The sequence below is a fragment of the Acinetobacter puyangensis genome (assembly GCF_900096995.1).
Lineage (GTDB): Bacteria > Pseudomonadota > Gammaproteobacteria > Pseudomonadales > Moraxellaceae > Acinetobacter > Acinetobacter puyangensis.
Map to the genome: position 1 here is coordinate 290,470 of NZ_OANT01000001.1, position 13,079 is coordinate 303,548.

13 protein-coding genes and 1 tRNA gene are annotated in these 13,079 nt (G+C 42.1%); 6 read left to right on the forward strand and 8 right to left on the reverse strand.

Annotated elements, in window-relative coordinates; genetic code table 11:
- Positions 1-20 precede the first annotated feature (20 nt).
- The 4 genes from CRO21_RS01410 to CRO21_RS01425 all read left to right on the forward strand — a co-directional run bounded on the left by CRO21_RS01410 (position 21) and on the right by CRO21_RS01425 (position 3,108).
- Positions 21-746, forward strand: a complete 726-nt coding sequence (locus tag CRO21_RS01410; protein ID WP_097077566.1) for a 3-ketoacyl-ACP reductase FabG2 — start codon at positions 21-23, stop codon at positions 744-746.
- The gene (locus CRO21_RS01415) at positions 746-1,966 is read left to right on the forward strand and encodes a beta-ketoacyl-ACP synthase (RefSeq protein ID WP_097077567.1); all 1,221 of its coding nucleotides are present in this window, start codon (positions 746-748) and stop codon (positions 1,964-1,966) included. The genes CRO21_RS01410 and CRO21_RS01415 overlap by 1 nt, the downstream gene beginning before the upstream one ends.
- 26 nt (positions 1,967-1,992) lie before the next feature.
- Entirely contained in the window at positions 1,993-2,421 is a 429-nt protein-coding gene (locus CRO21_RS01420) for an excinuclease (protein WP_097077568.1), read from the forward strand.
- A gap of 153 nt (positions 2,422-2,574) precedes the next feature.
- Positions 2,575-3,108: a 4'-phosphopantetheinyl transferase family protein gene (locus CRO21_RS01425; protein ID WP_228150335.1), complete on the forward strand. Its 534-nt coding sequence runs from the start codon at positions 2,575-2,577 to the stop codon at positions 3,106-3,108.
- A gap of 42 nt (positions 3,109-3,150) precedes the next feature.
- Here the strand turns inward: CRO21_RS01425 and secF are convergent, their stop codons facing one another.
- The 4 genes from secF to tgt all read right to left on the reverse strand — a co-directional run bounded on the left by secF (position 3,151) and on the right by tgt (position 7,643).
- Positions 3,151-4,125, reverse strand: a complete 975-nt coding sequence (gene secF, locus CRO21_RS01430; protein WP_097077570.1) for a protein translocase subunit SecF — start codon at positions 4,123-4,125, stop codon at positions 3,151-3,153.
- Between the two features lie 10 nt (positions 4,126-4,135).
- Positions 4,136-6,043, reverse strand: a complete 1,908-nt coding sequence (gene secD / locus CRO21_RS01435) for a protein translocase subunit SecD (protein ID WP_097077571.1) — start codon at positions 6,041-6,043, stop codon at positions 4,136-4,138.
- Positions 6,044-6,092: 49 nt separating this feature from the next.
- Positions 6,093-6,419 (reverse strand): preprotein translocase subunit YajC, encoded by a 327-nt coding sequence (gene yajC / locus CRO21_RS01440; RefSeq protein ID WP_097077572.1) that lies wholly within the window; start codon positions 6,417-6,419, stop codon positions 6,093-6,095.
- Between the two features lie 87 nt (positions 6,420-6,506).
- A complete protein-coding gene (tgt, locus tag CRO21_RS01445; protein ID WP_097077573.1) occupies positions 6,507-7,643 on the reverse strand; it encodes a tRNA guanosine(34) transglycosylase Tgt in 1,137 nt (378 codons plus the stop codon).
- Between the two features lie 255 nt (positions 7,644-7,898).
- On the opposite strand from tgt, the gene CRO21_RS01450 reads away from it, so the two are divergent.
- Complete coding sequence (locus CRO21_RS01450; RefSeq protein WP_097077574.1) at positions 7,899-8,465, forward strand: L,D-transpeptidase family protein; 567 nt, start codon at positions 7,899-7,901, stop codon at positions 8,463-8,465.
- 302 nt (positions 8,466-8,767) lie between these two features.
- Here the strand turns inward: CRO21_RS01450 and CRO21_RS01455 are convergent, their stop codons facing one another.
- The 4 genes from CRO21_RS01455 to queA form a co-directional block, all read right to left on the reverse strand.
- Complete coding sequence (locus CRO21_RS01455; protein WP_097077575.1) at positions 8,768-9,709, reverse strand: Dyp-type peroxidase; 942 nt, start codon at positions 9,707-9,709, stop codon at positions 8,768-8,770.
- 167 nt (positions 9,710-9,876) lie between these two features.
- Positions 9,877-10,449 carry a LemA family protein gene (locus CRO21_RS01460; RefSeq protein WP_097077576.1) on the reverse strand — a complete coding sequence of 191 codons (573 nt, stop codon included), beginning with the start codon at positions 10,447-10,449 and terminating at the stop codon, positions 9,877-9,879.
- Between the two features lie 109 nt (positions 10,450-10,558).
- On the reverse strand, positions 10,559-11,614 hold the full coding sequence (locus tag CRO21_RS01465; RefSeq protein WP_097077577.1) for a hypothetical protein: 1,056 nt from the start codon (positions 11,612-11,614) through the stop codon (positions 10,559-10,561).
- A 20-nt stretch (positions 11,615-11,634) separates the two neighbouring features.
- Positions 11,635-12,675: a tRNA preQ1(34) S-adenosylmethionine ribosyltransferase-isomerase QueA gene (gene queA, locus CRO21_RS01470; RefSeq protein ID WP_097077578.1), complete on the reverse strand. Its 1,041-nt coding sequence runs from the start codon at positions 12,673-12,675 to the stop codon at positions 11,635-11,637.
- Between the two features lie 187 nt (positions 12,676-12,862).
- Here queA and CRO21_RS01475 point away from each other — a divergent pair.
- Positions 12,863-12,949, forward strand: a tRNA-Leu gene (locus CRO21_RS01475).
- The last annotated feature ends 130 nt before the right edge of the window (positions 12,950-13,079 follow it).

Below are 13,079 nucleotides of genomic sequence, written 5' to 3' on the forward strand. Positions count from 1 at the left end.
CAGGTTTAAATATTAATCGTATGAATAGAAGAATTTTGGTTACAGGTTCAAGTCGGGGCATTGGTAAGGCTGTTGCATTACAACTTGCACAGGCAGGTTTTGATATTACCGTGCATGCACGTTCTCGTGTTGATGAAGCACAGCAGGTGGTTACCGCAATACAGGCATTGGGACGGCAAAGTCATTATCTACAGTTTGATGTCAATGATCGTGCCAGAGTTGAACAGATTTTACTGCAAGATGTGCAACAACATGGCGCATTTTATGGTGTTGTACTGAATGCTGGTTTAACACGAGATGGTGCATTCCCTGCATTGAGTGATGAGGATTGGGATCAGGTGATCGATACCAGTCTGGATGGTTTTTATAATGTATTAAAACCACTGATTATGCCGATGGTACGGCTAAAACAGGGGGGGCGTATTGTCACACTGTCTTCTGTTTCTGGCATTATGGGCAATCGTGGGCAAGTGAATTATAGTGCGGCCAAGGCAGGTTTAATTGGTGCAAGCAAAGCATTGGCACTTGAATTGGCAAAACGCAAAATTACCGTCAATTGTGTTGCACCTGGTTTAATTGATACCGAAATGGTCACAGAAGAAGTCCGACAACATGCTTTACAGATGATTCCGATGCAACGCATGGGGCAGGTGCAAGAAGTGGCCGCAGTGGTGAAGTTTTTATGTTCTGATGAGGCAGCTTATATCACACGGCAGGTGATTTCAGTCAATGGGGGATTGATCTAATGCATCGTGTTGTTGTAACAGGCATGTCTGCCATTACTGCTTTGGGTGAAACGCTAGAGCAAGTGAATACTGCGATTGATCAAAAAAAAACCGCAGTACGTTTTATGTCAGAATGGCAAAACTATCCAGATGTACACACCCGTTTAGCTGCGCCTGTAGAACATTTTAGCTTGCCAGAACATTTCACCCGCAAAACCACACGAGGCATGGGGCGTGTGGCGTTAATGTCAGTGGTCGCTGCCGAGCGTGCGCTAAAAGATGCCCAGTTACTCGGTAATTCAGTGCTGCACTCGGGTGAAACAGGCGTGGCATTTGGTTCATCTTCTGGAAGTACGGATGCTGTACTGGAGTTAGGATCACTTATGCTGGATGTAACAGGGCGACGTATTAATGCGACTACCTATATTCGTATGATGTCACATACCAGTGCTGTGAATTTAACCGTACATTTTGGCATTAAAGGTTTAACATTGCCGACGTCGAGTGCCTGTACTTCAGGTTCTATGGCAATCGGACAGGCGTATGAAGCGATTAAATATGGTAAACAAAAAGTCATGCTGGCAGGTGGTGCAGAAGAGCTAAGTATTGCTGGGGCTGCGGTATTTGATGTGTTATTTGCCACCAGTTGTAAAAATGATGCACCTGATACAACACCTCGACCTTTTGACCGTGATCGTGATGGACTAGTTGTTGGTGAGGGGGCAGGTTGTTTGATCTTGGAACAATATGAACATGCCATTGCCAGAGGCGCAACTATTTATGCTGAAATCATCGGCTATGGTTCTAATACTGATGGCAAGCATGTCACCAAGCCTGATAGTGAGCAAATGGGGCGTTGCATGCAGTTGGCGTTAACCGATGCCAATATTTCTGCTAATGACATTGATTATGTCAATGCCCATGGCACGGCTACCGATCAGGGCGATATTGCCGAGAGTCAGGCGACTGCCCAAATTTTGGGTAGAAAACCGATTAGCTCATTGAAAAGCTATTTTGGTCATACTTTAGGTGCATGTGGGGCAATTGAAGCCTGGCTGAGTATTGATATGCTGAATAAAAATAGTTTTATTCCAACCATCAATTTACAACAAGTCGATGAACAATGTGGAGATTTGGATTATATTATGCAACAAAGACGCAATATCGATGCCCATATCATTATGAGTAATAATTTTGCTTTTGGGGGTATAAATACGTCTTTGATTTTTAAGAAATTATAAACTAAAGTGAAAAAGGTGATTTAATCATGTTAAAAAAAATTTTACTAGCAGCAGCTTTAACCAGTGTTACCGTAGTTGCCAATGCAAAAGATGAAGCGCATTATTTTGATTTTAACCAGGCAGTAGAAAGTGCAATTGCAGCAGGTGCATTAGATGGTTCAGTTAAATTTTATTTAGCTGGCACAAAGAGTGGTGGCACAGTGCTTCAAAAAGATTTGATTAGCAATAAAAAAACCAATGGTTTTGCAAAAACAGCAGAGAATGCCTGCGATTGGGCATTACGTTCAGCGTTAATCCAGTTTGAAAAAACCGCTAAAGCCCAAGGCGCCAATGCTGTAACCAATATTGTAAGTTTTTATAAACGCAATGAATATAAAAACACTAATAAATATGAATGTTACAAGGGGACTGCGGTTGCCGCTGTTACCATCAAAGGTGATATTGTCAAATTCTAAGCGTGTTTTATCTTTATCTAATGCAATACTTTTCATTTAATGTAAGGTATTGCTTAAAATTTACCTAAATTTTTAAACACCATGTCAATTTATATTCATTATGTGCCACTAAGTCTTATTCTTCCATCTTGGAAAATAAATCAGCGCATAACAATGATAGATCGGGAAGCTGTACGACATTATCGGTTACAGCAATTACAACAGATTGCTCCTGATCTGATACTGGATATTAATTCATATGGTAAACCGATTGCCAAAAATGAACCAAGTTTAAGTTTTAATCATTCCCATAGTCAAAAATACTATGCATTGGCTTATAGTGAAGATGTACAAGATCTTGGGATTGATATTGAAGATTTTTCCCGTAACGTACGCATGCATGCTTTGGCGCAACATGCCTTTCATCCTGATGAGATTGCATGCTGGCAAGCAATAGGCTTTGATCCTGCTTTCTGGTTTAAAGTCTGGACGATCAAGGAAGCGGTTTTAAAAGCCCATGGTTTGGGCATTCGGTTAAGTTTAAAAGATTTAAATAGTCATGCCCATCCAAGCTGGGATTTTGGCGTGGTTGATCACCCTGAACTGGGTCAATTTACCTATCAATGTTTGCAATTGCCAAACTCTATGTTAACCGTCGCTTATCGACAACAAGATCTAACGTTGCAGCCTTTGCATTTTTTTGGTTAAAAAAATAGCGTCCGAAGACGCTATTGTGTAGATCGATTCAACTTAGGGAATGTTTGCTTCTTCTTCATCAAATTCCGGTTTAACCTGAACGACAAAGTCCTGACGATTTAGACCTCGCCATAGGGCATAGGTGGTACCAATATAAATTGATGAGTAGGTACCGACAAAGACCCCAATAAACATGGCAATTGAGAACCAGTGTAAACCATCACCGCCTAATAACATCATGGCAACCACGACCAGTAATAGCGTCATGGAGGTATGAATGGTACGGCGTAATGTTTCGGTCAGGGAAATATCCACGACTTCACGCGGTGTCGCACCACGGATTTTACGGAAATTTTCACGGATACGGTCTGAGACAACGATATTATCATTCAGTGAAAAACCAATAATCGCCAGCAATGCGGCCAATACGGTCAGGTCAAAAGGCCATTGGAAAAAGGCAAAGAAACCCAGTGTGACGATGATATCGTGGAACAGTGAAAGTACTGCGCCCACCGCCAGTTTAAACTCGAAGCGAATGGTCACATAGATCAGCATTAACAATAATGCCAAAGCCACTGCACCAGCAGAACGCAGATAAAGTTCATTACCCACTTGCGAACCAACAGAATCGACCTTACTCACGGTCAGTTCATTATTGGGCATGGTTGCCGCTTGTTGAATATGTGCCTTTAAATTGTCGACTGATTCTTCCAGTGCAGGCATACGGATTAGCAAGTCACGCTCGCTTCCCAGATTCTGTACCACAGGATCGGTAAATCCTGCTTGAACCAGTGCTTTACTGACATCAGACTGTTTGACGGGCTGTGAATAATTTAACTCGGCAGAGACACCACCGGTAAAATCAAGTCCCAGATTTAGTCCTTTAGTGACCAGAAAGAAAATACTGGCCAAAGTTAAAATGATGGAGAAGATTGCCGCTGGTTTGGCAATCTTCATAAAGTCGATGACTTTCTCATCATCCGGACGACCATACTGCTTGTCTTTAGGTTGAGTCATTTCAGTGCTCATCATGCTCTCCTTAAATGCTCAACTTTTGCAAGTTGCGACGTTTGCCATAGATAAGCTGTACGATCGCACGAGTCACGGTGATTGCAGTAAACATCGAGCAAACAATACCGATCATTAATGTCACAGCAAAGCCTTTAATCGGGCCTGTACCAATGGCGAACAGGATCAATGCAACAATAAATGTGGTCAAGTTCGAGTCAAAAATGGTGTTATAGGCACGATCATAACCTGCCACAATCGCCTGTTTGGGGGAGGCACCCCAGCGTATTTCTTCCCGTATTCGTTCACAGATCAGTACGTTGGCATCAACCGCCATACCGATAGTAATCACGATCCCGGCAATCCCTGGCAAGGTCAATGCTGCGCCCATTAAGGACATGATCGCGAGAATCATGGCAAGGTTAAAGACCAGCGCAAAGTTGGCAATTAAACCGAATAAACGGAAGAACACCACCATCCAGATCGCCACCAGCAGGAAACCAATCTGGGTCGATAAAATACCTTTATCGATATTTTCTTGTCCCAGACTTGGCCCAACCACACGTTCCTCAACAAAATACATCGGTGCAGCTAAAGCGCCGGCACGTAGCATCAAGGCAAGTTCAGAAGCTTCTTGTGGTGAATCTAGACCGGTGATACGGAACTGTGAACCCAATACCGCCTGAATGGTCGCAGCATTAATAATCACCGACTCGGTATAAGGTGTACGGACTTCGGTTTGTGTTCCGGTTGCTGGATCATTGACATAGCTGATCCGTTGTTTATTTTCAATAAACAATACCGCCATACGTTTGCCAACAGCATTACGTGTGGCATCTGCCATCATTTTGCCACCAGCAGCATCCAGTGTGATATTGACTTCTGCACCGCCGGAATCCTGACTAAAGCCAGAACGGGCATTTTGGACACGTTCACCAGTTAAAATACGCTGACGTTGCAGCAGTAGTTTCTTACCGCTATTGATTTCCTGATAGTCAAAAAGTTCTGTACCGGCAGGAATCGGCTGATCATTATATTGATAAGTATAAGGATTAACCACCTGATCATTCTGGTCGGATACCAGACGGAATTCAAGATTAGCAGTTCGTCCAAGCACACGTTTGGCTTCGGCAGTATCCTGTACACCCGGCAAGTCCACTACAATACGATTGCTACCCTGACGTTGTACCAATGCTTCGGCAACACCGAGTTCATTGATACGGTTACGTAGGGTAGTCAGGTTTTGATCGACTGCATAGGATTCGATTTCCTGACGTTTGGCATCGCTATAGGACAGTCTAAGCACACTGCCATTATCGGTAGCAAGTGCTTGTTGTGTCCATTCATTGCCATTGCGACGTAGAAAATCCATCGCGGCCGTACGATCACTATTATTGGCAAAACGTACGGTAATGGTATTTGCAGTCAAGCTGAGCTGATTGAAGGGGATTTTATTTTCACGGAATTGACGACGAAGATCGGCAGCAGATGTTTCCATACGCTGGCTAATCGCTTTGTCCATATCCACTTCAAGCAGGAAGTGTACACCACCACGCAAGTCCAGACCCAGTTTCATAGGTTTGGCACCCAGTTTTTGTAGCCATTCTGGTGTGGTTGGTGCAAGGTTAAGTGCCACCACATAATTGTCGCCGAGATTACGGCGCAATACATCCTGAGCTTTTAACTGAGTTTCAGCTTTATTGTCTGCCATACGCAATAATGCGGCATTGTTGGTAAAGCTGTTGTTGTGGGTTGCAATATTGGCTTGCTGTAAAGCTTGTTCCGCTTTTTGTACAATTGAGTCATCAATTAGCGTACCGGCTTTTGCACCGGAGATCTGCACAGCGTGCTCATCCGGGTAAAGGCTGGGTAACGCATAGATCGTACTTAGCACTAATACAAAAATGATCAGCACATATTTCCATGCAGGGTAACGCATTCTATATTCTTCTTAAAATGAAAAGCCGTGCTTTCGCACGGACTTGATATTAAAGATTATTGAGTGTGCCTTCGGGTAATACGGAGATTACCGATGCACGCTGAATTTTGACTTCGTTGCCACGGCTAAGTTCAACCACTGCATAGTCACCATCAATTTTGATAATACGACCCATCAAACCGCCTGCAAAAACCACTTCACTGCCTTCAGACAGACTTTCAACCAAAGCACGGTGTTCTTTGACACGTTTTGATTGTGGACGAATCAACAAAAAATAGAAAATAGCAATCATCACCACGATCATGATGAGTGACATATACGGGCTCTGAGCTTGAGCACCTTCAGCTGCATAAGCTGTAGAAATAAATAAACTCATGTATCTTTCCTAATAACGCAAATGAATTAAAACGTACAATTAAAATTTATAAAAACGCTGCACAGCAATTTACCTTGTATTGGGCAACTACGCAAATGATTCAGCGTCACAAACCGGAACTTCCAGACCACGACGCTGATAAAAGTCCTGTACATATTGATCAAATGTACCAGCATCCAGCGCATCACGGATACCTTGCATCAATCGTTGATAATAACGCAGATTATGAATGGTTCCGAGCATGGCACCGAGCATCTCACCACATTTTTCCAGATGGAATAAATAAGCACGAGTAAAGTTCTTGCACGTATAGCAATCACAATGCGGATCAAGCGGCTGTTGATCATGACGATACTGGCTATTACGGATACGGACCACGCCATCGCTAACAAAATAATGTGCATTGCGCGCGTTACGGGTTGGCATCACGCAGTCGAACATATCTACGCCACGACGCACCGCTTCAACGATATCTTCCGGTTTGCCGACGCCCATCAGGTAGCGCGGCTTGTCTGCTGGCATTTTATTGGGTAAATAATCCAGTACCTTGATCATTTCCTCTTTTGGTTCACCAACAGATAAACCACCAATGGCATAACCATCAAAATCAATATCCAGCAAACCCTTTAATGATTCATCACGTAAATCTTCATACATACCGCCCTGAATTATGCCGAATAGCGCATTGGGATTACCGTTCTCAGTATGTGCGACTTTACAACGTTTGGCCCAGCGTAAAGACAACTGTAATGATTTTTGTGCCTGCTCATGTGTAGCAGGATAAGGCGTACATTCATCAAAAATCATCACGATATCGGAATTCAATACGCGCTGGATTTCCATGGATACTTCAGGTGATAGAAAGACTTTTGCCCCATCAATGGGGGAACGGAAAGTAACACCTTCTTCTTTAATCTGGCGCATTTCACCCAGACTAAACACTTGAAAGCCACCGGAATCAGTTAGAATGGGTTTATCCCATTTGACGAATTGATGTAAGCCACCATGTTCTTTAATCACGTCCAGACCAGGACGCAAATAAAGATGAAAGGTGTTACCCAAAATAATGTGGGCACCAATTTCCTCGATATCCCGAGGCAACATCCCTTTGACTGTACCGTAAGTACCGACAGGCATAAAAGCAGGTGTTTCCACCTGACCATGATTTAACGTCAAACGACCACGACGGGCACGTCCCGACTGGTTTAATTTCTCAAATTTCATACATACCTTGAATGGGCGAAAAAACAGTTCGCTGGTTGGCGCATATTGTCTTAGATTTTAGCCAGAAGTGCCAGTTTTAATGCAGTTTCCATACAAAAAAATGTATTGGGATATGTTAATTTAATCAATAGAATGACTAAGCTGGGATGTAATACCATGCAATATAACAACAGGACAAAGTGTGCAAAAGATGGCTTAAAGATAGACCAATTTAAAAAACGGATCATGATGCGGATATCAGCGGAAAAGAGATAGATGAAAAAACTGATTATTTTAGTGGCGATATCGATTGTTGCAGTGTTACTTGTGCTGCGATTCAATCAATTTATGCCGAGTCCGACAACCGAGAAAACAGCAATACAACCCGTAGATTGGCAACAAGTTGTGGTTGATAAGGTTGAAGTCTATAAATCCAGACGGGAACTTAAGCTATTACAGCAAGGGCAAGTGATAAAAACCTATAAAATGCGTTTGGGCTTTGAACCAGTGGGTCATAAAACTACAGAAGGCGATGGTAAAACACCTGAGGGCCTATATCGACTAGATTGGCGTAATCCTAACAGCCAGTTTTATAAATCCCTGCATATTTCTTATCCCAATGCACAAGACCAAGCACAGGCTAAGGCTCGAGGTGTGAGTGCAGGCGGTGATGTCATGATCCATGGCTCAATGAAATCTTTGGGCGGTGCCAAAGGTCAGCCGCTTTATCATTACTTGCCAGCCAAAGACTGGACATGGGGCTGTATTGCGGTGTCCAATGAAGATATGGATGAATTATGGGCGCAGATTAAAAATAACACACCCATAGAAATTTTTCCTTAAGCTATGGGTGTTTTAGATCATGAATATTTAAAAGCAGGTTGAATAATCAATCACACGTTATGTGTTAATCTCAACTTTAATTCATTATCAACCGATTAATAAATAACCTAAAATTGTTAATTTTACACAAATATTGCTCGCCTCACCGCCTTTGGCGGCTCGGCGAGGGGGGCTTGTGGGGGCGTACGCCCCCAACTTCCCTCGCAATTTTGGTTGCCTACGGCAACCAAAATTGCAAAAACATAAGGTTATTAGTGAAAAATGATATTCTTAAATAAGTTGAGATTGGCGTACGTTATGTGTTAATCATCACCCAGATCATCAAGGAAATCATAAGTCGGGACAAAGAATAAACAGCCTGAAATCGGCGTGCTAAAATCCAGTAAGCGATCGGTAAAGCCTTCTTCGTTGCCACTAAACATGTTTTTTAGCATGGTATGTGTGACACTAAAACTTTTGGCATAGCCAATAAAGTAAGTGCCATATTCATTGCTTGAAGGTTTGGCAAAGGCCACATTGGCACGCAGGATTTTGAGTTCGTTACCATCAGCATCGTGAGCTTTACTGACATTATTATGGGCAGTTTTTGGTTTTTCTTCATCACTGAGTTCAATATCATCAAACTTGCGTCGACCAATCACTTTTTCCTGTTCTTCGGTAGAAAGGGCACGCCATTTTTCCATATCGTGTAAATATTTCTGGGTAAAGGCATAACTGCCATGCTTAAACTCAGGATCTTCATCACCCACCAATGCATAATCGGCGGCAATTTCACTTTCCGGATTTTCTGTCCCATCCACAAAACCAATAATGGCACGACCATCCAGATATCTAAAACCATGCGTTTCATCTACTGCGCTTGTTGCATCATGCAATTGCTGATGAATGATTGAGGCCAGCTCAAAACAAATGTCCTGACTATCGGCGCGTACATGAAAAAATAAATCGCCCGCAGTGGAGACTGCCACATATTTTTTGCCACGAATTTCTTGAAATGTTGCCAGTTCTTTCGGTTTCGGCTGATTCGGGAATAATCGGTCCCATGCATCTGAACCAAAACCCATCACTGCATTAAAATGACTCTGTGGAAAACGCTTGCCCAGACTCCGCACGATGGCAGTAAATCCTGCTGCAAAGTCAATCACGCTGTCAAGCGCATCCTGATTTTGATTAATGGTCAAAATCATAAAAAGTGCATTTTCACCTGGAGGATTTGTAACTGGCTGGATTCTTTCACTTGGCATAGTTTATCTCTCTAAGTTCTTAAATTGTGGTCGCTTAGGCTGTTCAGCATATTCTACAATGATCATATTAATCAATAAAACCGGATATTGCGCTGACAATTTTAAAATCTGGTGATGGTGTCTTTATTTTATCGCAAGACTGACAATCAACTTTTTAAATCCTTATTTTAGCCATGAAAATTAGGCTTATAGTCAAAACCGTTATTCATTACGTGATCCTGAAAAGGTTTTAACGCTTTACGATTTAAGGTCAGACCATTGACCACATTGTTTGGGAAAATCTGGATACTGTTATTAAAGTGCTCGACATTACGATTAAAAATACTGATGGCAGCCCCAACATTTTCATTTTGTTCGGTAATTTCATGCATTAGTTTTTGATAAATTTCGTTGGCCTTGAGTTCCGGATAGGCCTCGACCTGTACATGAATGCCTTTGAGTAACTGTGAGGTTTGCTGTTCAATTTGTTCTAATTGGCGTACATCCTGTTTATCGCTGTTTAAATTCAGGATGTTTTGTCTTAAGGCGCTAATTTGTGTCATGGTGGTTTGTTCAAACTCGCCATAACGATCAATCAGCGGTTGGAGATCATCGAGTATTTTGACTTTCTGACGTTCAAAACTGGCAACATCTGCCCAGGCACGTTTGGTTGCATTTTCATTTTTGACAATGTTATTGCGAATCATGATAAAGATCACCACAATGAGTATGATGATGATCAAGAAAATTAACGTCCCCATAACCACTCCCCCAATATTATCCAAATTTGAACATCTATAAATTTAAAGAAACAACAATTCGGTATTCCCGTTATGATCAAGTGTTTCCTTTGGTGTCAACAAACCCCAGTTAATGTAGCAAATTCTCATCTCTAAAACTACGAATGATTGCGGTTAAATCACGCTGCATTTGTTCATAATGAGGGGCTTGCAATGTTCTTAAATAGCCGCGTAATTGGGAAACATCGGTAATATTTTTTGCAGGTTTTTTACATTCAAAAATATTTTGTAGGCTGAGATAACAAAAGGCTTGCATTTGCTCATGAAAGACCAGTCTGCCTTTCATATGCTGTAAATGATTGGCTAGGGTTAAGGTTCGTATTGGACTTAAATTTTTTGCCATTTCAAACTCCTGTTGACCATACAGGTAAAATCTTTGGTTAAACTGAATGTCACTACTGGTCCAACGTACCGGATAACGCTCATAATTGACATTTTCACTACTAATGACCAGAGCTAACGCTGGCATATCAAATACACATGCACCCCAGCGTGGCGTCTCGATTATTTTACGAATTTCCTCACCTTTTTGATTGCGAACAACAATCTCAGAAACCGCAATATAATGTAATAGTAGAACAGGGTAGTCATGCCCATCGATATGCCAGTGTGTTGCAGCATATTGTGCAATTTCATTGCCAGCGTTGCCTTCATTTAAACAAGGGAACCCTTGAGTGACCTTTGCTAGCATATAGGCTTGGTTCATTGCAATGTTTTGATCAATCGTTGGGAATTCTGAAAACTTGATTTCATATTGGGACTGAAAAACGCTGTCCTGAAGTAGATTGATCACATCCTCGACTTCACTTTGTTTATCAATCGACAGCAGGGCATAGGTAGCGAGAAAAATTCCCACAATCCAACATAATAGTAATGGAAGACCAGTCTGGTAGAGGTACAGTGTTGAACCAACCAGTAGTAATATACTGATCCCTAATAGTAAATAGCTAAAAGTATTGTTGTAGCGTAGAGAAATGGATAAGCGCCAAGGATGCAGCGCATCCAGTACTTCCTGTTTGGAAGGATTTGACAGGGCAATATTGCGTAAGCGATGAATATTATTCCAGACTTTTTTATTCATACGCTGGTGAAAGTGTCGGCGTTCCTGCAAATGTTCTAATGGCATAATTGATCTTCATTGTATATTTATGCGCGTTGTAGGCGATCTATCAGCATTGCATCACCATAACTGAAGAAGCGATATCGCTGTGCGACAGCATGCTGATAGGCATTCAGGATATTGTCACGATTTGATAAGGCAGATACAAGCATCAACAGCGTTGATTCAGGTAAATGAAAATTGGTAATCAAATGATCCACCACTTTAAAATCATATCCTGGGTAAATAAAAATTTGAGTGTCACCGGACCACGCAGCGAGTTTTCCATTGTGCGCCTTTGCCGCACTTTCAAGCGCACGTGTTGCTGTAGTCCCGACGGCAATCACTTTATTACCACGAGATTTGGCTGCCAAAATCGCATCAACTGTACTTGCGGGGACTTCGCACCATTCCGAATGCATGACATGATTTTCAATATTATCGACCCGAACCGGTAAAAACGTGCCTGCGCCTACATGTAAAGTCACGAAATGTTCGCAAATCCCTTTGTCTTGTAATTGTTTTAATAATTTTTGGTCAAAGTGCAAACTGGCAGTAGGTGCGGCAACACTGGCCAGTTTATTGGGATCGTGAAAAACAGTCTGGTAACGCTCGGTATCAATCGCTTCTGCTTCACGATTAAAATAAGGCGGAATCGGCAATTGTCCATATTGCTCCAACACCTCAAGCACAGATTGAGAAAACTCAACAATAAATAAATTTTCATGCCGACCCTGCACCTTGGCTGGAATAAGCTCTGGTCCGATAAAAATTTCCGTACCTGCTTTTGGTGCATTGCTGGCTTTAATATGACAATAGGCTGTGCTCGGCGAGGTTAAACGTTCAACCAAAACTTCAATGGCACCGCCAGATGCACGTTTACCTTTTAAACGGGCTTTCATCACTTTGGTATCATTGAGAATCAGCACATCACCTGCATCGAGTAAATCTAGCAGATCGGTAAAATGCTGATCATGAAATTGTCCCTGAGCATCCAGATGTAATAAACGGGAAGCACTGCGTTCTGCCAAAGGATAATGTGCGATGAGTTCTTCGGGTAAATGGTAACTAAAGTCGGAAAGTTGCATGTGACGCTAATATGGATAAAAAGACCGGACTATTATAGCGACTTTCTTGCATCATCGGGTAAAGTCGTATAAATGATCGGCGATAAGTCCATGATTTATGATAATTGTTGTAAAAATAAGCAATAGCATTATCTAGATATTGACAACATCAAAGAACAGCGTATTATGTGCAACACATTCCTACCTTCCCGAGGTGGTGAAATTGGTAGACGCGGTGGACTCAAAATCCACTGTCAGCGATGACGTGTCGGTTCGAGTCCGACCCTCGGGACCACTAGGAATAAACAGTTTATTACGCAAAACCCCGAAGCCTTGATATATAAAGGCTTCGGGGTTTTGTCGTTTTAGGGGTTTCGGTTTTTTTCGGGTATTTTTAGGTATATTTCGGTATGTATCTCCACCCG